The organism is Burkholderia sp. MSMB1835 (assembly GCF_001526365.1).
Lineage (GTDB): Bacteria > Pseudomonadota > Gammaproteobacteria > Burkholderiales > Burkholderiaceae > Burkholderia.
Genome location: NZ_LOYP01000031.1, coordinates 98,231 through 119,457 on the forward strand (window position 1 = coordinate 98,231; position 21,227 = coordinate 119,457).

The following is a 21,227-nucleotide window of genomic DNA, read 5'->3' on the forward strand; positions in this document are numbered from 1 at the left end:
CATGCCGGACGCAAACCATGCGCTGTCGTTGCCGGAGGAGCGGTACGCCGACCCGCACGGGCCACGCGAGCAACTTCAGGATAGGCGCACGAAGCGACCCGTGTGCACGGAAGATTGTCCCGCACTTGGGGCGATCGGCGCGCCATCGTGACGATGCCGCGCGAGCGGTTTGCGCGAAAGCCGCGCCATGCGGGCGCGGCCCGGGCTCATTCCGCTGCCGGATGCACGCGGCTGTAGCGGTTCAGGATCGGGATCATCTGCGCGTAGATCTTCGGGTTCGCGGCGACGATCTCGTGGCGATGCAGGAAATCGGCGTCGCCCGTGTAGTTGCCGACGAGGCCGCCGGCCTCGGTGATCAGCAGGCTGCCCGCCGCCATGTCCCACACGTTGATGCCTTGCTCGAAGAACGCGTCGAGGCGGCCGGCCGCGACGTTCGCGAGGTCGAGCGCCGCCGCGCCCGGGCGGCGCAGGCCCGTGCAGGCCTGCGTCATCTCGGTGAAGAGGCGCGCGTAGGCGTCGAGGCCGTCCTTCTCGCGGAACGGGAAGCCCGTGCCGACCAGCGCGTCCGACAGGCGGTCGCGGCGGCCGACGCGGATGCGGCGGTCGTTCAGGTACGCGCCGCGGCCGCGGGTGGCCGTGAACAGGTCGTTCTTGTTCGGATCGTAGACGACGGCCTGCGTGACGACGCCCTTGTGCTCGAGCGCGATCGACACGCAGTAGTACGGGAAGCCGTGGATGAAGTTGGTCGTGCCGTCGAGCGGATCGATGATCCACTTGAATTCGGATTCGTTCTCCGATTCGCCCGATTCCTCCGCGAGGATCGCGTGGTCGGGGTAGGCGGTCTTCAGCGTCTCGATGATCGCGTCTTCGGCGGCCTTGTCCACTTCGGTGACGAAGTCGTTCTGTTGCTTCTTGCGGATCTCGATCAGGTCGAGATCGAGGGACGCGCGATTGATGATCTGCCCGGCGCGGCGCGCAGCCTTGACAGCAATATTGAGCATGGGATGCATGAGCCTGGATCCTGTAGCCGGCGGCACGGGCCGCCACGAAGTGGGACAACCGCCCGGAACGGCGCAAGCGTGCCGGGGCGAGGTGAGACGCGAATTGACAAAGAGCGGGGTACGACCCGCGCTGCGCGGAGCGCAACGCGTAAAGGCATGATTTTACCCGATTTTCGGCGCTTTCAGGCGACCGGCATGCGGGGAAACCCCACTGGCCGTCCGGACGAGTGGGTTTGCGGGAGGGATGGCGATACCATACGGCCATTCTGATGAACCGAGTCGTATCGTAGTGGAAACCTCGCAGAACCCCGCCGCGCCGTCCGAATCGGGCGCGGCCTCGTCCTCGCCGCCGTCCGGCGGCTTCACGTCCACCCGTTTCGTGCTCGTCGAGCCGAGCCATCCCGGCAACGTCGGGGCGGCCGCCCGCGCGCTGAAGACGATGGGCTTCTCGCGCCTCGTGCTGGTCGCGCCGCGCGTGCCGCACGTGCAGCGCGACCCCGAGGCGATCGCGATGGCCAGCGGCGCGGACGACGTCCTGGCGTCCGCGCACGTCGTGCCGACGCTCGGTGAAGCGCTGTCCGGCGTTCACTGGTCGATCGCGCTGACCGCGCGTACGCGCGAATACGGGCCGCCGCGCCTCGCGCCGCGCGCGGCCGCCACGCAGGCGAGCGCGCAGGTCGGCACGGGCGACATCGCGCTCGTGTTCGGCAACGAGCGCACCGGCCTCGCGAACGAGCATGTCGAGCAGTGCAGCGCGCTCGCGCACATTCCGGCCAACCCGGCCTACAGTTCGCTGAATCTCGCGCAGGCCGTGCAGGTGCTCGCATACGAGTTGCGCGTCGCGTTTCTCGAGCAGGCGAGCGAGCCGTCGGCGCAGCCGCAGGCCGAAGCCGGCACGCTCGCGCAGAGCGACGAAATCGAGCGGATGTACGTGCACCTCGAGAACGCACTGATCGCGCTCGACTTCCTCGATCCGCGCAATCCGAAGAAGCTGATGCCGCGGCTGCGGCGCCTGTTCGCGCGCACGGGCCTCGAGCGCGAGGAGGTCAACATCCTGCGCGGCGTCGCGAAGCACATCCTGCTGAAATCGGGCAAGCCGGGCGGCGACGCATAAGGGGCCGGCGCTCCGATTGCCACGCGCGAGGGGCGTTCGCCGGCGAATGCGGCGCGTGGCCGAACAGGCCATGCAGCGACCGACCGGCCACGCCGAACCCGCTGTTTCTCCCGATCGACCCCTCCGCGGAAACCCCGCCGCAGCAAGCGTCCCGGCCGAATACCCGTGCCGGCGGCGGGGTGAACGCGCGGCCGCGTGCGGCCCGTCGCAACTGGCCCTACAATCGCCGGACGTCATAAGCAAATGACCCGGCGCGATAAGGCCGGCATTGCCGGCGATGCGCGCCGGCCTTTTCCCTGATCACATCATGTTCACGAGACTGCGCGAAGACATTGCAACGATTCGCGAGCGGGATCCCGCCGCTCGCAGTGCGTGGGAAGTGCTGACCTGTTATCCGGGGCTGCATGCGCTCGTGCTGCACCGTTTCGCGCATGCATGCTGGCGCGCGAAACGCTACTGGCTCGCGCGATTCGCGTCGCAGGCCGGCCGGTTCCTGACCGGGATCGAGATCCATCCCGGCGCGACGATCGGCCGGCGCGTGTTCATCGATCACGGCATGGGCGTCGTGATCGGCGAGACGGCGATCGTCGGCGACGACTGCACGATCTATCAGGGCGTGACGCTGGGCGGCACGTCGCTCACGCGCGGCGCGAAACGCCACCCGACGCTCGAGGCCGGCGTGATCGTCGGCGCGGGCGCGAAGGTGCTCGGCGGATTCACGGTCGGCGCGGGCGCGAAGATCGGCTCGAACGCGGTGGTCGTCAAGCCGGTGCCGGCGGGCGGTACGGCGGTCGGCAATCCGGCGCGCATCGTGATGCCGGCGCAGCCGAAGCCGCAACCCGAGCGCGCGGCATTTTGCGCATACGGGATCACGCCGAACGCCGACGATCCGATGTCGCTCGCGATTCACGGGCTGATCGATCACGCGGCGAAGGAAAGCCGCCGCGTCGACGAGATCGTCGCGGCGCTCGAGCGGCTCGGCACGCATCTGGAAACGCTGCAGGGCGCCGACGCGGCGGGCCTCGACCTGCGCAGGCTGTCCGCGGTGCTGGAAGGCAGGACGGTCGAACGCCAGATGTAACGAACGGGAAGGGCGCCGACGGCGGCTGTCGGCGCGGCAGCGGCGGCCTCAGTCGAGCGGCATCGCGTGGATGCCTTCCGCATCGACGCGCAGGTAGCCGCCGCGCGGCGTGCCGTGATCGAGATCCCAGTCGGGCAGCACCCAGCGGATTCCGCCCGGTTCCGCGTGGCGCGCGGGGCGGTGCGTGTGACCGTGAATGATCACGCTCGCGCGGCTTTTCCGGAACAGCGCGGCCACGCCTTCCCGCGTGACGTCGTAGAGGGCCGAAGCGGGGCGCATGCGGCCCGCTTCGCTGGTCGAGCGCATGCGTTGCGCGAGCGCGCGGCGCCACCGGAACGGCCACGCGAGAAACAGCCATTGCGCGACGCGGTTGCGCGCGAAGCGACGGAACATCTGGTAGCCGCGGTCGGCCGTGCATTGCGCGTCGCCGTGCGCGAGCACGATGCGCTGGCCGAACGCGACGATCAGCGAAGGATCGGGCAGCAGCATCGCGCCGGCGGCCTTCATGAAGCGCCGGCCGAGCAGGAAATCGCGGTTGCCGTGCATCACGTAGAGCGCGATGCCGCGTTCCGAGAACGTGTGCATCAGCGCGGCCATGCGGGCCGCGAACGGATCGTCGTCGAGGATGTCGTCGCCGATCCAGTATTCGAACAGGTCGCCGAGGATGAACACCGAATCGGCGCTGTCGGCGGTGTATCTCACGAAATGCTCGAACGCGGCGACCGTCTTCGGAATCGCTTCGCTCAGGTGCAGATCGGAGAGAAACAGGAACGGGCGTGCGGCTTGCGCGTATTCGCGCTCGCCCGGCACGCCCGCGGAGACGCTTCGCGGCGGACTCTCCTGCAACATCGAAGTGCCTCCGTAACGACTGCGCGTCAGACCACCACGGCCTTTTCGATCACGACGTCGTCGGTCGGCACGTCCTGATGGAAGCCGGCGTTGCCCGTCTTGACGCCCTTGATCTTGTCGACCACGTCCTGGCCTTCGACGACCTTGCCGAACACCGCGTAGCCCCAGCCCTGCGGCGTCGGCGACGAGTGGTTCAGGAAGTCGTTGTCGTTCACGTTGATGAAGAACTGGGCGGTCGCCGAATGCGGATCGTTCGTGCGCGCCATCGCGATCGTGTAGTTGTCGTTCTTCAGGCCGTTGTTCGCTTCGTTGTCGATCGGCGCGTCGGTCGGCTTCTGCTTCAGGCCCGGCTCGAAGCCGCCGCCCTGGATCATGAAGCCGTTGATCACGCGATGGAACACGGTGCCGTCGTAATGGCCCTTCTTCACGTAGTTCAGGAAGTTCTCGACCGTCTTCGGTGCCTTCGCGGCGTCGAGTTCGAGCTTGATCACGCCGTGGTTCGTATGCAGTTCAACCATGATGAATTCCTTCGGTGAGGCGGTTTAAATGGCACGCGGCCGGTCGTGCGACGCGGCCGCGTGAGGCGCCGGACGTGCCGGCAGGTGCTTACTTCGAGACGATGCTCGCGGATTCGATCACGATCGGCTGGGCCGGTACGTCCTGCATCGGGCCGCGCGAGGTCGTCGCCACGCCTTCGATCTTCTTCACGACGTCGAGACCCGACACGACCTTGCCGAACACCGCATAGCCGTTGCCGTCCGGGTTCGGGTAGTCGAGGCCGCTGTTGTCGACCGTATTGATGAAGAACTGCGCGGTGGCCGAATTCGGGTCGCTGGTGCGCGCCATCGCGATCGTGCCCGTCAGGTTCTTCAGACCATTGCGGCTCTCCAGCGGGATCGGCGCGCGGGTCGGCTTCTCCTCGAAGTTGGTCTTGTAGCCGCCGCCCTGGATCATGAAGCCCTTGATCACGCGATGGAAGATCGTGCCGTTGTACTGGCCGGACTTCACGTAATCGAGGAAGTTGGCGACGGATTTCGGCGCTTTCTCCGGATAGAGCTCGACGCGGATGTCGCCCTGCGAGGTCTTCAGCTGCACGACGGGGTGCGCGGTGGCCGTTTGCGCGAACGCGGGTGCGGTCGCGAGAAGGGCGGCGCCGCCAAGCGCCAGCAACAGACGTTTCATTGCGATCCTCAGGTTGGGAGGGGAAGGAAGGCCGCGCCGCTTATTTCGACGGCGCGACGTACGGCGCCGCCAGGGCGCCCGACGGACCGCTGAACTGGAACGTCGGCGACATCGGCAGCGTGGTGGTGCTCACGTTCGCGGCGGCGCGATCGGTGTAGTCGCGCGTGGTCGGCGTCGTCGCGCGGGCGTTCGGCGCGGCTTTCGACGGCGACACGATCTTCTGGAGATCGGCGAGGCGCTGCGCGGTCGCGCCGCTCGTGCGGCCGAGCGATTGCGCGCGCTTGTACGATTCGGCCGCGAGCCGCAGGTACAGATCGCCGAGGTTCTCGTACGCGAGCGAGTAGCTCGGGTTCGATTGCGTCGCGGTGACGAGCGCGGTGCGCGCTTCGTCGTAGCGGCCGTGCTTCGCGTAGAGCGCCGCGAGATTGTTGTACGGCTCGGGCAGTTCGGGGTACGCCTGCGTGATCGCGACGAACTGCTGGATCGCGTCGTCGTCGCGGTTCAGGCGGGCCAGCACGGTGCCGCGCTTGAACTGCGCCTGCACGTCGTGCGGGTTCGATGCGATGCGTGCGTCGAGCTGCGCGAGCGCCTGCTTCCACTGCTTGCCGGCGATCGACGCGTCGATTTCGGGGGTGCCGTCGGCGACCGCCGGGGCCTTTTGCGCATGCGCCGCGGGAGCCGCGAAAAGCGTCAGCGCGACGCCCATGACGGTGGTCGCAACGAGGGTCGCAGCGCTCGGCGCGCGGCCGCGATGAGGTTTCATAGGCGTAAATCGGAATGTTATACTCCGAGCCATTCTAACAAAACGTCTGAGCGTTCCGGCGAGCGTCAGACAGTCTTTCTTAGCCTCTCGTGGCCGTCACCGCTGTGCTTGCAGCCTGACCGCCCCATGTGATATCGAGGACGCGCGGCCTGGCGCCGCGGCAGATGGTCCGTCCGTTTCACATGCTGGGCGAGCTTCGCCAGGGCGGTTTCCTTCGGCTCACGGTTCATCTCTATGGAATCACTGCGCATCTACAACACGCTCGCGCGTGACAAGCAAGTTTTCGTGCCGCGCCAGTCCGGCGAAGTGCGGATGTACGTATGCGGGATCACCGTCTACGACTATTGTCACGTGGGCCACGCGCGCATGCTGGTCGTGTTCGACCTCGTCCAGCGCTGGTTGCGTGCGATCGGCTATCGGGTCACGTATGTGCGCAACATCACCGACATCGACGACAAGATCATCCGCCGCGCGGTCGAGAACGGCGAGACGATCAAGTCGCTGACCGATCGCTTCATCGGCGCGATGCACGAGGACGAAGCCGCGCTCGGCATCCAGCGGCCCGACATCGAGCCGCGCGCGACGCAGTTCATCCCGCAGATGCTCGGCATGATCGAGACGCTCGAGACGAACGGCTACGCGTACCAGGCGACCGACGGCGACGTCAATTACTCGGTGCGCAAGTTCACGAACTACGGGAAGCTGTCGGGCAAGTCGCTCGACGATCTGCGCGCGGGCGAGCGCGTCGCCGCGAACGACGCGAAGGAAGATCCGCTCGACTTCGTGCTGTGGAAGCGCGCGAAGCCGGAAGATCCGGAAGGCGCGTCGTGGGCGTCGAAGTACGGGATGGGGCGCCCGGGCTGGCACATCGAGTGCTCGGCGATGGGCTGCACGCTGCTCGGCAATCACTTCGACATCCACGGCGGCGGGCAGGATCTGCAATTCCCGCACCACGAGAACGAGATCGCGCAGAGCGAAGGCGCGACCGGCGAGACGTTCGTCAATTACTGGATGCACAACGGCTTCGTGCAGGTCGACAACGAGAAGATGTCGAAATCGCTCGGCAACTTCTTCACGATCCGCGAAGTGCTCGAGCGTTACGACGCGGAAGTCATGCGCTTCTTCATCGTGCGCACGCACTACCGTTCGCCGCTCAATTACAGCGACGTGCACCTCGACGATGCGCGCGCGTCGCTCACGCGTCTGTACACCGCGCTGAAGGACGTCGACGCCGATACGCTCGCGCTCGACTGGAACGAGCCGCACGCGCAGCGTTTCGCGGCCGCGATGAACGACGATTTCAACACGCCGGTCGCGGTGGCGACGCTGTTCGAGCTGGCGGGCGAAGTCAACCGCACGCGCGATGCGTCGCTCGCGCGGCAACTGAAACAGCTGGCGGGCCTGCTCGGCCTGCTGGGCCGCGAACCGCGCGCGTTCCTGCAGCAGGCGTCGGGCGCCGCACAGGCGGGCGGGCTCGCTGCCGACGAGATCGAAGCGAAGATCGCCGCGCGCGTCGCGGCGAAGCAAGCGAAGGACTATGCCGAAGCGGACCGGATCCGGGCGGAATTGCTCGACGCCGGCATCGCACTTGAAGACAAACCGGGCGGATCGACCGAATGGCGTCGCGTATGAGCGCGGCGCGTTCCACTGACCGATCCGTCAGGTAGGAGGCAAGATGGCAACGGCCAGAAAAGCGCCGGTCAGGCGCGCGACCCCGGTCGCCGCGCGTCCGGCAGCCAAGCGCGTACCGGCGACGAAGGCGGACGCGACGCGCGCCGTGCCGAACGGCGCGCTGAACGGTCATGCGCAGCCCGCGGCCGCGCCGCCGGCCGCCGACACGACCCGCAAGACACGGGCGTCCGAAGCGGACGGCGAGGAGGTCGTCGTGCGTCCTGCCTATTGGGACAAGGCGTGCGCGGACCTCGTCAAGCGCGACCGGATCCTGAAGAAGCTGATTCCGAAGTTCGGCCCCGCGCATCTCGTGAAGCGCGGCGACCCGTTCGTCACGCTCGCGCGCTCGGTCGTCGGCCAGCAGATTTCGGTGCCGTCCGCCCAGTCGCTGTGGGCGCGCATCGAGGACGCCTGTCCGAAACTCGCGCCGCAACCGGTGATCCGGCTCGGCGCGGACAAGCTGATCGCGTGCGGGTTGTCGAAGCGCAAGACGGAATACATCCTCGATCTCGCGCAGCATTTCGTGTCGGGGGCGCTGCACGTCGACAAATGGACGTCGATGGACGACGAGGACGTGATCGCGGAACTCACGCAGATCCGCGGCATCAGCCGCTGGACGGCCGAGATGTTCCTGATCTTCAACCTGTCGCGGCCGGACGTGCTGCCGCTCGACGACCCGGGCCTGATCCGTGCGATCAGCGTCAATTACTTCAGCGGGGAACCCGTCACGCGCAGCGAGGCGCGCGAGGTCGCGGCCAACTGGGAACCGTGGCGCACCGTCGCGACCTGGTACATGTGGCGCAGCCTCGATGCGCCCGACGCCGACGCCTGAGCGCCGGCTATCGGGTTTTAAACATCAATAGTTGAGAGCCGGTTTTGAGCGTCGCCCGCGCGGGTAGAATACGCGCTGCCGCAAGACCCAAGGATTCGAACACATGAAGACCACGTTTCTGGATTTCGAACAGCCGATCGCCGAACTCGAGGCCAAGATCGAAGAGCTGCGATTCGTGCAGGACGACTCGGCTGTCGATATTTCGGAAGAAATCGAGCGGCTGTCGAAGAAAAGCCAGCAACTGACGAAAGACCTCTACGCGAACCTGTCGCCGTGGCAGGTTTCGCAGATCGCGCGGCATCCGCAGCGTCCGTACACGCTCGATTACGTTGCGGAGCTGTTTACCGATTTTCACGAGCTGCATGGCGACCGCGCGTTCGCGGACGACCTGTCGATCGTCGGCGGTCTCGCACGCTTCGGCGGTCATCCGTGCATGGTGATCGGTCACCAGAAGGGCCGCGACACGAAGGAGCGCGCCGCGCGCAACTTCGGGATGCCGCGCCCGGAAGGCTATCGCAAGGCCGAACGCCTGATGCGTCTGGCCGAGAAGTTCGGGCTGCCGATCTTCACGTTCGTCGACACGCCGGGCGCGTACCCGGGCATCGGCGCGGAAGAGCGCGGCCAGTCGGAGGCGATCGGCCGCAACCTGTACGTGATGGCCGAGCTGAAGACGCCGATCATCACGACGGTGATCGGCGAGGGCGGCTCGGGCGGCGCGCTCGCGATCGCGGTGGCCGATACCGTGATGATGCTGCAGTTCTCGACCTACTCGGTGATCTCGCCGGAAGGCTGCGCGTCGATCCTGTGGAAGAGCGCCGCGAAGGCGCCGGAAGCGGCGGAAGCGCTGGGCCTGACCGCGCACCGCCTGAAGGCGCTCGGCCTGATCGACAAGATCGTCAACGAGCCGCTCGGCGGCGCGCATCGCGATCCGAAGGGCATGGCCGCGCTGCTGCGCCGTGCGCTGGCCGATTCGCTGCGCCAATTCCAGGGCATGAGCATCGATGCGCTGCGCGAGCGTCGCTTCGAGCGCCTGATGGCCTACGGCAAGTTCAAGGAAACCACGCCCGGCGCATGACCGGCTGCGTATTCGATTCGCGCGCCGCTGCGCGCGCGTCCCGCTCGTGATCCCGCCCAACGAATTCTCCGCCGACCGTGTCGTATTCGACGCGGTCGGCGTTGCGCTTTCCGGCCTGCCGCCGGATGCGCGCATCGCGATCGCCTACAGCGGCGGCCTCGATTCGACGGTGCTGCTCGATGCGGCCGTGCGCGTCGCGGGCGCATCGCGCTGTGTCGCGCTGCACGTGCATCACGGCCTGAGCGCGAACGCCGATGCGTGGGTCGCGCATGCCGAAGCGGAGGCGGCGCGGCGCGGTGTCGCATTCGAATCGATGCGCGTCGACGTGCCGCGCGACAGCGGGCTCGGTCTCGAGGCGACTGCACGCGAGCGTCGCTACGCGGCGCTCGACGAGATGGGCGAGCGCCACGGCGTGGCGGCGTTGTGGCTCGCGCAACATGCGGACGACCAGGCGGAAACGGTGCTGCTGCAACTGTTGCGCGGGGCGGGAATCGCGGGGCTTGCCGCGATGGCGCCGCGTTATCGCCCCGACGGCACGCGCATCGAGCGTGTGCGTCCATTGCTGCGACTGTTGCGCGCACAACTCGAGCGCTATGCGGAGCAGCACGCGCTCGCGTGGATCGACGACGAATCGAACGGCGATACGCGCTATGCGCGCAATGCGCTGCGCATCGACGTGCTGCCGGCGCTGGCCGTGCATTTCCCGGGCTTTCGCGACGCGCTCGGTCGCGCGGCCCAGCATGCGGCGGCCGCCCAGCGGCTGCTCGACGATCTGGCCGAGCTGGATTTCGCCGTCGCCGCGCGCGACGACGGTCAGGCGCTGTCGCGCGATGCGCTGGTCGCGTTCGACGACACGCGAGGCGCGAACCTGCTGCGCTTCTGGATGCGCCGGCTCGGTTTGCCGGGCGCGTCGGCTGCCCGGCTGGCCAACATGATGCGGCAACTGCGCGCGGCGCGCGACGCGCATGCGCTGCGCGTCGATCACGCGGGGCAGTGCCTGCGGCTCTATCGCGATGTCGTCTACTGGGAAGCGGGCGACAGCAGCGAACCGGCCGACGACGGTACGGGGACGCCGCAACCGGAGGCGGCGCTCGCCTGGGACGGACAGGAAGTGTGGCGCCTGCCGGGATGGCGCGGCACGTTCGTGTTCGCGCCGGCCGACGCGGGCAGTGCCGACGCGGTGCCGGAGGCGCTGCTGCGCGGCGCGCGACTGGCGGTGCGCGCCCGGGCCGGCGGCGAACGGATGCGCACGTCGCCGGGCGGGCCGGGCCGGACGCTGAAGAACCTGTTCCAGGAGCGTGGCGTGCCGGCGTGGCAGCGCGACGTACCGCTGTTGTTCGCGGGCGACCGGCTGATCTACGTGCCGCGGCTGGGTGTCAATCGCGACATCGACGTGCCCGAGGACGCGGCGCCCGGCGCCCCCGCATGGCGCCGGATCGAATGGCGCCCGGACCTGCTGATCGCTTAGCGGCGGCGGGCTGCCGGCGGCGCGACGGCGGGCCCTTTTTCACCATTTGGTAAACAGCGCCGGAACGGCCGTCGCCACGGCGCGCGGCTTGTCAAGCGGGCTTCTATCGGGTACGCTCGGTCGTTTGCTCGGCTCGATTTTTGAGCGTTTTGTGCAGGTTTTCCGCGTGACGTACCCGGTTTGCGCGGCCTGATCGGCCTTCCGGGCAAAATCCGTCACGCTTGCGTGTTGCGTCCCAGCCGTCCCCCTCGTCGTCCGTCCACAGCCACAAGCCGCGTGACCGAACGGCTCCGCGGCCTGCCCAGCGCGCCCGTGCGGTTTCTCCTCCAGTTCAGAACGACAATGGCACTCATCGTACACAAATACGGCGGCACTTCGATGGGCTCGGTCGAGCGCATCAAGAACGTCGCGAAACGCGTCGCAAAATGGCATCAGGCCGGGCACCAGATGGTGGTCGTGCCGTCGGCGATGTCCGGCGAAACCAACCGTCTGCTCGGTCTTGCGAAAGAGATTTCGAGCCAGCCGAGCCCGCGTGAGCTCGACATGATCGCGTCGACCGGCGAGCAGGTCAGCGTCGGCCTGCTGTCGATCGCGCTGCAGGAAATCGGCGTCGAGGCCGTGAGCTATGCCGGCTGGCAAGTGCCGATCAAGACCGACAGCGCATTTACGAAAGCACGCATTCACTCGATCGACGACGAGCGCGTGAAGGATGATCTGAACGCGGGCAAGGTCGTGATCATCACGGGCTTCCAGGGCGTCGACCCGGACGGTCACATCACGACGCTCGGCCGTGGCGGCTCGGACACGTCGGCGGTGGCGGTGGCGGCCGCGCTGGGTGCCGAAGAGTGCCTGATCTATACCGACGTCGACGGCGTCTACACGACCGATCCGCGTGTCGTCGAAGAGGCGCGCCGCCTCGATCGCGTCACGTTCGAGGAGATGCTGGAAATGGCGAGCCTCGGCTCGAAGGTCCTGCAGATCCGCTCGGTCGAATTCGCCGGCAAATACCAGGTGAAGACGCGTGTGCTGTCGAGCCTGACCGATCCGCTGATTGCGCTCGACGAAGAAATGCGCTCGGGCACCCTGATTACTTTTGAAGAAGACGAGACCATGGAAAAGGCAGTCATTTCCGGCATCGCGTTCCAGCGCGACGAAGCACGCATTGCGGTGATGGGCGTGCCCGACAAGCCGGGTATCGCATATCAGATCCTCGGCCCGGTGGCCGATGCGAACGTCGACGTCGACATGATCATTCAGAACCAGAGCGTCGAAGGCAAGACCGACTTCACGTTCACGGTCGGCCGCGGCGACTACCAGAAGGCGATGGACATCCTCACCAACCAGGTGCAGGGCCATGTGAGCGCCGAGCGCGTGCAGGGCGACCCGAAGGTGTCGAAGGTGTCGGTCGTCGGCGTCGGCATGCGTTCGCACGTGGGCGTCGCGAGCAAGATGTTCCGCACGCTGTCGGAAGAGGGCATCAACATCCAGATGATCTCGACGTCCGAAATCAAGATTTCGGTGCTGATCGACGAGAAATACATGGAGCTGGCCGTCCGCGCGCTGCACAAGGTATTCGAACTCGACCAGGCATCGTGAATTTTTCGTGATGCATTGAAGAAAATGCACCACGGAAATTGACGTACGGTTCGAAACCCTTTATTATCTCGTTCTCGTCGCACTGCCTCCCTGGTGCGAGCGAAAGTTTGGGAGACGTGGCCGAGAGGTCGAAGGCACTCCCCTGCTAAGGGAGCATCTGGGCCAAAACCTGGATCGAGGGTTCGAATCCCTCCGTCTCCGCCAAAAGCGGTGACAAAGCCCCGCAAGTTCTCGGACTTGCGGGGCTTTTTCTTTTTCTGCCTGAGGCTCGCCCAATTTCGCGAACCCGCCTCGACGCAACGGACATGTTTGCCGTCGTCGATCGGCGCCTGCTAGTCCGGCACACGGATGTTGAACGGCTTGCCGGGTATCCAGGCCCACGTGGCAAGAACCTTCGCCCCTGCCGGCCCGGCAGTCGTCACGTGGACGACACCGGCCGGCATCCGGTAACTCTCGCCCGCGTGAACGACTCGCGGGGATTGACCGTCGACCTGCACCGTGACCTCGCCGGACAGCACGTATGCAACCTCGGGCCCCGTCGCCTTGTGCCGCGGCTTCGAGGCGTTCGGCGGAAACTCGGCGATGCCCATGCCCATCTCGTGATCCGATCCCGGGACGGGAACGCGTTGCAACACGACGGTGTCCTTGGCCGCGGGTGCCCGATCGGCGGCTTCTGCGAGTCGAGCGCTCGCCAGGGTCAGCAAGATGAGAGGAAGGCAATGATAGATTTTCATGGGACAGTCTCTGACTAGCATGCGCCGTTGGCGCGTGACGGGAGAATCCGGTATGCGGAGGTCGCTCCATCGATCGAGGTGTGCTCGCCGGCAACGACGATCCCGACCGCTGTCGGGGAACGAAGGAATGCAGCGAACGTACCGAAGCCACCGGTCGAGCCGGCTTTGCTGCGATCTGCACGGCGAGCGAGGAACTATGCCTACCGTCCGGCCCGTCGACAATCGAGAACATCTTGTCCACGCCGAAAGAAAATCTTTGGGGCGAACGGAGCAGGTGCAGCGTAGGGATATGAAGCGGGAATCGTCCGCGAGCGACTTTGTCCGGCTAACCCGGGTCTATCGGCATGCAATGGTCGACGACTCCCGCACCACGCGATCACTAACGTGCGATGACCCTGCGCGTAGGGAATTGCTCGAGATATCGGCGTTAGCGGCGGGCCACGTGAAACCGACAGGCGAGGGCAACGCTTTGCCCGGCTTGCGCTACGCGAAATAAATCGAAATAAAAATGAAAGTGTTCGTGTAAGGCGGAGCAGGCGAAGCGACCGCTGCAATGCGGAACGTCAGCCATGTCGTTCCAACCCTTTGAAATGATCGATTGACGTCAAAAATGCGGCAGCGCGTCGATATGCGTGGCGTAGCCGATCGCGCACTACGAAAAATTACTCATAAAAATCAGTGAACTACGTCGACTCCCAAAAATAACACTCTGCTGCGCTGCAGAAAATAATCAATCGTCTTATGCTGGTTAACCCGATCGCGTTTGAGCGACATCAAGTTTTCCAGTGATGCCGCTTTACATTTAGCCAACATTGGCGATTCACGAAATCTACCTGTCGATTCGATTTCGTTCCTTTCGTCGCGCCTGTCCCCGATGCAACGCGCGACCTCCTCAAGGCTTTGTTGACATGCATGATTTCCCCTTCCTGAGCCTGGCCATCTGGGTTCCGATACTGTTCGGCGCGGGGTTGCTGCGCGCCGGTTCCGACCGGCATTCACGCCGGATACGACTGATCGCGCTGGTCGGCGCGATTGCCGGGCTCGCGGCCGTCGTCCCGCTGATTGCCGGCTTCGACGCGCATTCGGCGACGATGCAGTTCGTCGAAAGACGCGACTGGCTGGCGGCGTTCAATGCCGGATGGCGGGTCGGCATCGACGGCGCGTCGCTGTGGCTCGTCGTGCTGACCGCGTTCACGACGCTCGTGGTGGTGGTGGCGTCGTGGGAATCGGTCACGGTGCGCGTCGCGCAGTACTACGCGTCGTTCCTGATCCTGTCGGGGCTGATGGTCGGCGTGTTCGTCGCGCAGGACGGGCTGCTGTTCTTCATCTTCTTCGAAGCGACGCTGATCCCGCTGTATCTGCTGATCGGCACGTGGGGGCGCGAGCGCCGCGTGTATGCGGCCGTGAAGTTCTTCTTCATCTCGTTCGCCGGCTCGCTGTTGCTGTTGATGGCGATGCTGTACCTGTACGCGCAGTCGCATACGTTCGACATGGCCGTGTGGCGCACGTTGCAACTCGGCTTCGCGCCGCAGTTGCTGGTGTTCCTCGGTTTCTTCGCCGCGTTCGCGGTCAAGGTGCCGATGTGGCCGGTCCACACGTGGCTGAGCGACGTGTACACGGACGGTCCGACCGGCGCCGCGCTGATGCTCGCGATGCTCAAGCTCGGCGGTTACGGATTCCTGCGCTTCGCGCTGCCGATCACGCCCGATGCGAGCCACTTCTTCGCGCCGGCGGTGATCGCGCTGTCGTTGTTCGCGATCGTCTACGCGAGCCTGATCGCGCTCGCGCAGACCGATCTCGGCAAGCTGCTCGCGTATTCGACGGTCGCGCACATGGGGATCGTCACGCTCGGGCTGTTCCTGTTCAACCGGATCGGCGTCGAAGGCGCGATCGTGCAGCTCGTGTCGTACGGCTTCGTGGCGGGCGCGATGCTGTTGTGCGTGAACGTGCTCGTGGATCGCACCCGGCAGCGCGAGATCGCCGCGTACGGCGGCGTGGCGGGCGTGATGCCGCGTTTCGCGACCTTCACGCTGCTGTTCGCGATGGCCAACGTCGGCCTGCCGGGCACGTCGGGGTTCGTCGGCGAGTTCATGGTGATCATGGGCGCGATCCGCTTCAACTTCTGGATCGGCGCGATCGCGGCGCTCACGCTGATCCTCAGCGCGTCGTACACGCTATGGATGCTCAAGCGCGTGGTGTTCGGCAAGGTCTCGAGCCAGCGGATCGCGAAGCTCGCCGACCTGAACCGTCGCGAGATCGTGATGTTCGCGTCGCTCGCGCTGATCGTGCTGGCGGTCGGCATCGATCCGAAGCCCTTCACCGATGCGATCGATCCGACCGTCGGCAAGCTGATCCAGGAAGCGAGCCGTTCGAAAGTGCCGGCAGGGGACGGCCCCGCGCAAGCGCTGCCGTCGTACATGGCATCGACGCACGACTGATCGCGGCGCACCGAGCCGCGCCGCTCGAGCGGGCCGCATCGCGCGGCGCGCATCGTTGCGCACGCATCGATCGAGGCCAGGCACGGCGCGTGCCGGGCTCGCTCCCGGCTGCGTGAAATTGCCCCGCGACAATGTGACTCACGGCAGATTTTGCAATGATGATTTGCCGCATGCACCGGTTTTTCATCGCACCCGCGCGACGTATGATTCGGCCAATTTCGTGAATCGAATGCGCATCGGGCATACGCAAACGGATTCAATGACCCTCGGGCGGTGTGATGAAAAGAAGCGTTTCAAGAGGCTGGACGGCGCTGATGTCGAGCGGCGCGGCGTTGAGCCTGTCAGGCTGTAATTTAGATGTACTAAATCCGAAAGGGAGCGTCGGCGCCGCCGAAAAGGCGCTGATCGCCACCTCGACGTGGGCGATGCTGATCGTCGTCGTGCCGGTGATCCTGCTCACGCTGTGGTTCGCGTGGCGTTATCGCGCGTCCAATCGCAGCGCCACCTACGCGCCGAACTGGTCGCACTCGACCGCGATCGAGGTCGTGATCTGGACGGTGCCGACGCTGATCATCCTGTTTCTCGGCGTGCTCACGTGGAAGACCACGCACGAGCTCGATCCGTACAAGCCGCTCGAATCGGCGGTGAAGCCGATCGACGTCGAGGTGGTCGCGCTCGACTGGAAGTGGCTGTTCATCTATCCGGAACTCGGCATCGCGTCGGTGAACCAGCTCGCGATTCCGGTCGGCACGCCGGTGAACTTCCGCATCACGTCGGATTCGGTGATGAATTCGTTCTTCATCCCGCAGCTCGGCGGCCAGGTCTACGCGATGGCCGGCATGCAGACGCGCCTGCACCTGATCGCCGACGAGCCCGGCAACTACGCGGGCACGTCCGCCAACTTCAGCGGCCGCGGGTTCTCCGACATGAAGTTCCGCACGCTCGCCGAGCCGCGCGAGCAGTTCGACGCGTGGGTGCAGAAGGTGAAGGCGTCGCCGGACCGGCTCGACGCGACGATGTACGGCGGCGTCGCGCAGCCGAGCGAGAAGGCGCCGGTGCGCTACTTCTCGTCGGTCGACCCGCGGCTCTTCCACAACATCATCGCGAAATACAACGATGGCCACGTCCTCGACCTGAAGGACGCCGCCTGCGGCACGAAGGGGTAACGCATGTTCGGCAAACTCACACTTTCGGCGATCCCGTTCGATCAGCCCATCATCATGGGGGCCGGCGCCTTCATGGGGCTGGTCGTGCTGGGCATTCTCGCCGCGCTGACGATCACCGGCCGGTGGAAATGGCTGTGGACGGAATGGCTGACCACGGTCGACCACAAGAGACTCGGCGTGATGTACATCATCGTCGCGCTGATCATGCTGCTGCGCGGCTTCGCCGACGCGATCATGATGCGCATGCAACTCGCGCTCGCGTACAACGCGCCCGGCTACCTGCCGCCGCACCACTATGACCAGATCTTCACGGCGCATGGCGTGATCATGATCTTCTTCATGGCGATGGTGTTCATGGTCGGCCTGATGAACCTGGTCGTGCCGCTGCAGATCGGTGCGCGCGACGTCGCGTTCCCGTTCATCAACTCGCTGTCGTTCTGGATGACGGCGGTCAGCGCGATCCTGATCAACGTGTCGCTCGTGATCGGCGAATTCGCGCAGACGGGCTGGCTCGCATACCCGCCGCTGTCGGAGCTGCAGTTCAGTCCGGGGGTAGGGGTCGACTATTACCTGTGGGCGCTGCAGATCTCCGGCGTCGGCACGCTGCTGACCGGCGTGAATTTCTTCGTGACGATCATCAAGATGCGCGCACCCGGCATGACGCTGATGAAGATGCCGGTATTCACGTGGACGGCCCTCTGCACGAACGTGCTGATCATGGCGTCGTTCCCGATCCTGACCGCGACGCTCGCGCTGCTCGGTCTCGACCGTTACCTCGGCATGCACTTCTTCACGAACGACGCCGGCGGCAACGCGATGCTGTACCTGAACCTGATCTGGGCGTGGGGTCATCCGGAGGTCTACATCCTGATCCTGCCGGCGTTCGGGATCTTCTCGGAAGTCATCGCGACGTTCGCGAAGAAGCCGCTGTTCGGCTACAAGACGATGGTGTACGCGACCTGCGCGATCATGGTGCTGTCGTTCCTCGTGTGGCTGCATCACTTCTTCACGATGGGTTCGGGCGCGAACGTGAATGCGTTCTTCGGGATCATGACGATGATCATCGCGATTCCGACCGGCGTGAAGGTGTTCAACTGGCTGTTCACGATGTACCGCGGCCGGATCGAATTCACGACGCCGGTGCTGTGGACGATCGGCTTCATGGTCACGTTCACGCTCGGCGGCATGACTGGCGTGATGATGGCGATTCCCGGCGCGGACTTCGTGCTGCACAACAGCCTGTTCCTGATCGCGCACTTCCACAACGTGATCATCGGCGGTGTGTTGTTCGGCTATCTCGCGGGCTTCAACTACTGGTTCCCGAAGGCGTTCGGCTTCAAGTTGAACGAGAAGCTCGGCAAGGCCGCGTTCTGGTTCTGGCAGGTCGGCTTCTACGTCGCGTTCGTGCCGCTCTACGTACTTGGATTCATGGGCATGACGCGCCGCCTGAACCACTACGACAATCCGGCGTGGCATCCGTGGCTGATGGTTGCCGCATTCGGCGCCGTGCTGATCGCGATCGGCATCGCGTGCCAGCTGCTGCAACTGGTGGTCAGCATCCGCAACCGCCATCTGCCCGAGTACCGCGACACGACGGGCGACCCGTGGGGCGGCCGTACGCTGGAGTGGGCGACCTCGTCGCCGCCGGCCGACTACAACTTCGCGGTGATCCCGCAGGTGCGCACGCTCGACGCGTATGCGGACATGAAGGCGCGCGGCGAAGGCCGGCCGAACCCGGCGGCGATTCGCGACATCCACATGCCGTCGAATACCTGTGCGGGCCTCGTGATCGCGATCTTCAGCCTGGTGCTCGGCTTCGCGCTGGTGTGGCACATCTGGTGGATGGCGATCGGCGGGCTCGTCGGGATCGTCGCGACGCTCGTGATCTACAGCTCGCGCGATAACGACGGCTATTACATCCCTGCGTCGACGGTGCGCAAGACCGAAGACAAGCAGCCGACGCAGCGCACGGCTGCGCGCGTCGACGACGTGGAACTGGAGGCCAACTGATGTTGCAGAAAACCTTGAGCGCAACCCTGCTCGAGCACGACGACCATCCGCCGTCGCATTCGGTGTTCGGTTTCTGGCTGTACCTGATGACCGACTGCGTGATTTTCGCGGCGCTGTTCGCGACGTTCGCGGTGCTCGGCCACCAGTACGCGGGCGGGCAGACCGCGAAAGAGCTGTTCGACATTCCGGGCGTCGCGGTCGAAACCGCGGCACTCCTGTTGTCGAGCATCACGTACGGTTTCGCGATGCTGGCGGCGTACAAGCAGCGGCGCGGCGCGTTGCTCGCGTGGCTCGCGGTGACATTCGTGCTCGGCGCGGCGTTTCTCGCGATGGAACTGCGCGAGTTCTCGCACCTGATCGCGGAGGGCGCCGGCCCGCAGCGCAGCGCGTTCCTGTCGGCGTTCTTCACGCTGGTCGGCACGCACGGGCTGCACGTGACGGCCGGCCTCTTGTGGATGATCGTGCTGGCCGCGCAGATCGTATTGCGCGGCGGCGACCTGACCGATCGCGACCTGCGACGCCTGACGTGCCTGAGCCTGTTCTGGCACTTCCTCGACATCGTGTGGATCTGCGTGTTTTCCTTTGTCTATCTCGCGAGCGTGATCTAAATGGCCCATTCGCATTCGTCTCAACTCGAAGAAGGGCACGGCAGCGTCGGCGGCTACGTCGCCGGTTTCATCCTGTCGGTGCTGCTCACGGCCGCGTCGTTCGGCCTCGTGATGGGCGGCGTGCTGTCGCCGCATGCGTCGCTCGTCGGGCTGGCCGTGCTCGCGTTCGTGCAGATCGTCGTGCACCTCGTGTACTTCCTGCACATGAACGGCTCGTCGGGCCAGCGCTGGAACGTGATGGCGTTCAGCTATACGGTGTTGACCGCGGCGATCCTGATCGTCGGCACGCTTTGGGTGATGCACAACGTCAGCATGAACATGATGTCGCGTTGAGCGGCAGCGTGGCGCAGCGGGTCGATATCCGTGCGGATTCACGAAGCGAAGGCGGCACGCACGTGCCGCCTTTTTGTTTTTCCGGCCGTTGCGTTGCGCCGGGCAGTGCAGTCAGTGTCGCGCGCCCGCGTCGGCCGTCAGCGCATGCGTGCAGTCGGCGCGGTACTCGGCGGCGAGCCGATGCTTCGCGCCGTCGAGATCGTCGGGGTAGTACGGGCTCGCATGGGCGGGATCGTAGCCGACCTGTTCGAGCTCGGTCAGCTCGCGCACGAGGTCCGCACGCGTGACTCCGCGACCCGTGTGCACGAACGGGTACGCGGTGCATTCCTGCGGCGTGAGGTGCGGCCCCGCGAACGCGGCGGTGCTGGCGCATGCGAGCAGCATGCAGGCGACGGTGGTCGACAGTTTCATCCGATGGCTCCTGGTTTCGCGGCCCGATGCCGCATGAGGTCAGCGTAGGCGCACCCGGTCGCAGGGTGGCCGACGCACGGATGAAACATGTTTCATGTGCGCGCGGTGCGATGCAGGATGAAGCTATTTTCATCTGGCGCCGCACGGCGATCGCAGCGCTTACGATAGTGGCGGGCGCATCGTGCGCGCCCGTCTTGAAGTTGATGGCGAGGGCAACCATGCGAGTACTGACGGTCGAGGACGATGCGGTGACCGCGAACGAAATCGTCGGCGAACTGACCGCACGCGGGTTCGAGGTCGACTGGATCGACAACGGCCGCGAAGGCATGATGCGCGCGATGAGCGCATCGTACGACGCGATCACGCTCGACCGGATGCTGCCGGGCGCGGACGGACTCGCGATCCTGACCGCGATGCGCACGGTCGGCATCGATACGCCGGTGCTGATGCTGAGCGCGCTGGGCGACGTCGACGAACGCATCCGCGGGTTGCGCGCGGGCGGCGACGATTACCTGACGAAGCCGTTCGATTCCGGTGAACTGAGCGCGCGCATCGAAGTGCTGCTGCGCCGCCGGCAGGCATCGGGCGTGCCGCAGCAGACGCTGCTGAAGGTCGGCGCGCTCGAGCTCGACCTCATTTCGCGCTGCGCGCGCCGCGGCGCCGACGAGATTCCGCTGCTGCCGACCGAGTTCCGCGTGCTCGAATTCATGATGCGCAACGCGGGCCAGACGATCACGCGCACGATGCTGTTCGAGGCCGTGTGGGGCTATCACTTCGATCCCGGCACCAATCTGATCGACGTCCACATGGGCCGGTTGCGCAAGAAGATCGACCCGCCCGGCGCGGACCCGATGATCCAGACGGTGCGCGGGTCGGGCTACATGCTCGCTTGACG

At 65.7% G+C, this 21,227-nt stretch carries 20 protein-coding genes, 1 tRNA gene and 1 pseudogene; 14 read left to right on the plus strand and 8 right to left on the minus strand.

Annotated elements, in window-relative coordinates; translation table 11 throughout:
* Window positions 1-206: 206 nt before the first annotated feature.
* Window positions 207-1,010, minus strand: a complete 804-nt coding sequence (locus WS96_RS13720; protein ID WP_059608913.1) for an inositol monophosphatase family protein — start codon at window positions 1,008-1,010, stop codon at window positions 207-209.
* A gap of 280 nt (window positions 1,011-1,290) precedes the next feature.
* Between WS96_RS13720 and WS96_RS13725 the strand changes: the two genes are divergently transcribed.
* The gene (locus WS96_RS13725; RefSeq protein ID WP_059833183.1) at window positions 1,291-2,115 is read left to right on the plus strand and encodes an RNA methyltransferase; all 825 of its coding nucleotides are present in this window, start codon (window positions 1,291-1,293) and stop codon (window positions 2,113-2,115) included.
* A 307-nt stretch (window positions 2,116-2,422) separates the two neighbouring features.
* Window positions 2,423-3,196, plus strand: coding sequence for a serine O-acetyltransferase (cysE, locus tag WS96_RS13730; protein WP_034207718.1), 774 nt, complete (start codon window positions 2,423-2,425; stop codon window positions 3,194-3,196).
* 48 nt (window positions 3,197-3,244) lie between these two features.
* Here cysE and WS96_RS13735 read toward each other — a convergent pair whose 3' ends face one another.
* The 4 genes from WS96_RS13735 to WS96_RS13750 form a co-directional block, all read right to left on the minus strand.
* Window positions 3,245-4,045 (minus strand): UDP-2,3-diacylglucosamine diphosphatase, encoded by an 801-nt coding sequence (locus tag WS96_RS13735; protein WP_034207717.1) that lies wholly within the window; start codon window positions 4,043-4,045, stop codon window positions 3,245-3,247.
* Window positions 4,046-4,071: 26 nt separating this feature from the next.
* Complete coding sequence (locus WS96_RS13740; RefSeq protein WP_006483987.1) at window positions 4,072-4,563, minus strand: peptidylprolyl isomerase; 492 nt, start codon at window positions 4,561-4,563, stop codon at window positions 4,072-4,074.
* 88 nt (window positions 4,564-4,651) lie between these two features.
* Complete coding sequence (locus tag WS96_RS13745) at window positions 4,652-5,227, minus strand: peptidylprolyl isomerase (RefSeq protein WP_059505814.1); 576 nt, start codon at window positions 5,225-5,227, stop codon at window positions 4,652-4,654.
* A gap of 40 nt (window positions 5,228-5,267) precedes the next feature.
* Entirely contained in the window at window positions 5,268-5,990 is a 723-nt protein-coding gene (locus tag WS96_RS13750; protein WP_060259468.1) for a tetratricopeptide repeat protein, read from the minus strand.
* A gap of 234 nt (window positions 5,991-6,224) precedes the next feature.
* Between WS96_RS13750 and cysS the strand changes: the two genes are divergently transcribed.
* The 4 genes from cysS to tilS all read left to right on the plus strand — a co-directional run bounded on the left by cysS (window position 6,225) and on the right by tilS (window position 11,036).
* On the plus strand, window positions 6,225-7,622 hold the full coding sequence (gene cysS, locus WS96_RS13755) for a cysteine--tRNA ligase (protein WP_059833185.1): 1,398 nt from the start codon (window positions 6,225-6,227) through the stop codon (window positions 7,620-7,622).
* A gap of 43 nt (window positions 7,623-7,665) precedes the next feature.
* Window positions 7,666-8,493, plus strand: a complete 828-nt coding sequence (locus WS96_RS13760; RefSeq protein ID WP_059833187.1) for a DNA-3-methyladenine glycosylase family protein — start codon at window positions 7,666-7,668, stop codon at window positions 8,491-8,493.
* Between the two features lie 103 nt (window positions 8,494-8,596).
* On the plus strand, window positions 8,597-9,568 hold the full coding sequence (locus WS96_RS13765; RefSeq protein WP_034207712.1) for an acetyl-CoA carboxylase carboxyltransferase subunit alpha: 972 nt from the start codon (window positions 8,597-8,599) through the stop codon (window positions 9,566-9,568).
* A gap of 46 nt (window positions 9,569-9,614) precedes the next feature.
* On the plus strand, window positions 9,615-11,036 hold the full coding sequence (gene tilS / locus WS96_RS13770; protein ID WP_059833189.1) for a tRNA lysidine(34) synthetase TilS: 1,422 nt from the start codon (window positions 9,615-9,617) through the stop codon (window positions 11,034-11,036).
* 122 nt (window positions 11,037-11,158) lie between these two features.
* Here the strand turns inward: tilS and WS96_RS34965 are convergent.
* Window positions 11,159-11,396, minus strand: a pseudogene (locus WS96_RS34965) (hypothetical protein); the annotation flags it as partial.
* On the opposite strand from WS96_RS34965, the gene WS96_RS13775 reads away from it, so the two are divergent.
* A complete protein-coding gene (locus WS96_RS13775; protein ID WP_011549493.1) occupies window positions 11,379-12,632 on the plus strand; it encodes an aspartate kinase in 1,254 nt (417 codons plus the stop codon). The pseudogene WS96_RS34965 and the gene WS96_RS13775 overlap by 18 nt on opposite strands.
* 110 nt (window positions 12,633-12,742) lie before the next feature.
* A tRNA-Ser gene (locus WS96_RS13780) sits at window positions 12,743-12,836 on the plus strand.
* A gap of 128 nt (window positions 12,837-12,964) precedes the next feature.
* Here WS96_RS13780 and WS96_RS13785 read toward each other — a convergent pair.
* Entirely contained in the window at window positions 12,965-13,366 is a 402-nt protein-coding gene (locus WS96_RS13785) for a cupin domain-containing protein (RefSeq protein ID WP_059833212.1), read from the minus strand.
* Window positions 13,367-14,274: 908 nt separating this feature from the next.
* Between WS96_RS13785 and WS96_RS13790 the strand changes: the two genes are divergently transcribed.
* From WS96_RS13790 to cyoD, 5 genes are all read left to right on the plus strand, one after another.
* Window positions 14,275-15,804 carry a complex I subunit 4 family protein gene (locus WS96_RS13790; protein ID WP_059833191.1) on the plus strand — a complete coding sequence of 510 codons (1,530 nt, stop codon included), beginning with the start codon at window positions 14,275-14,277 and terminating at the stop codon, window positions 15,802-15,804.
* Between the two features lie 278 nt (window positions 15,805-16,082).
* On the plus strand, window positions 16,083-16,970 hold the full coding sequence (cyoA, locus tag WS96_RS13800) for a ubiquinol oxidase subunit II (RefSeq protein WP_034207708.1): 888 nt from the start codon (window positions 16,083-16,085) through the stop codon (window positions 16,968-16,970).
* 3 nt (window positions 16,971-16,973) lie between these two features.
* Window positions 16,974-18,980 (plus strand): cytochrome o ubiquinol oxidase subunit I, encoded by a 2,007-nt coding sequence (gene cyoB, locus WS96_RS13805; RefSeq protein ID WP_059833193.1) that lies wholly within the window; start codon window positions 16,974-16,976, stop codon window positions 18,978-18,980.
* Entirely contained in the window at window positions 18,980-19,588 is a 609-nt protein-coding gene (gene cyoC, locus WS96_RS13810; RefSeq protein WP_027784811.1) for a cytochrome o ubiquinol oxidase subunit III, read from the plus strand. Before cyoB ends, cyoC begins: the two co-directional genes overlap by 1 nt.
* A complete protein-coding gene (gene cyoD, locus WS96_RS13815) occupies window positions 19,589-19,921 on the plus strand; it encodes a cytochrome o ubiquinol oxidase subunit IV (RefSeq protein ID WP_034207706.1) in 333 nt (110 codons plus the stop codon). It abuts the gene before it with no gap.
* A gap of 111 nt (window positions 19,922-20,032) precedes the next feature.
* On the opposite strand, the gene WS96_RS13820 is transcribed toward cyoD, so the two are convergent.
* Window positions 20,033-20,332, minus strand: coding sequence for a DUF4148 domain-containing protein (locus WS96_RS13820; RefSeq protein ID WP_034207705.1), 300 nt, complete (start codon window positions 20,330-20,332; stop codon window positions 20,033-20,035).
* A gap of 218 nt (window positions 20,333-20,550) precedes the next feature.
* Between WS96_RS13820 and WS96_RS13825 the strand changes: the two genes are divergently transcribed.
* Window positions 20,551-21,225 carry a response regulator transcription factor gene (locus WS96_RS13825; protein WP_034207704.1) on the plus strand — a complete coding sequence of 225 codons (675 nt, stop codon included), beginning with the start codon at window positions 20,551-20,553 and terminating at the stop codon, window positions 21,223-21,225.
* Window positions 21,226-21,227 lie beyond the last annotated feature (2 nt).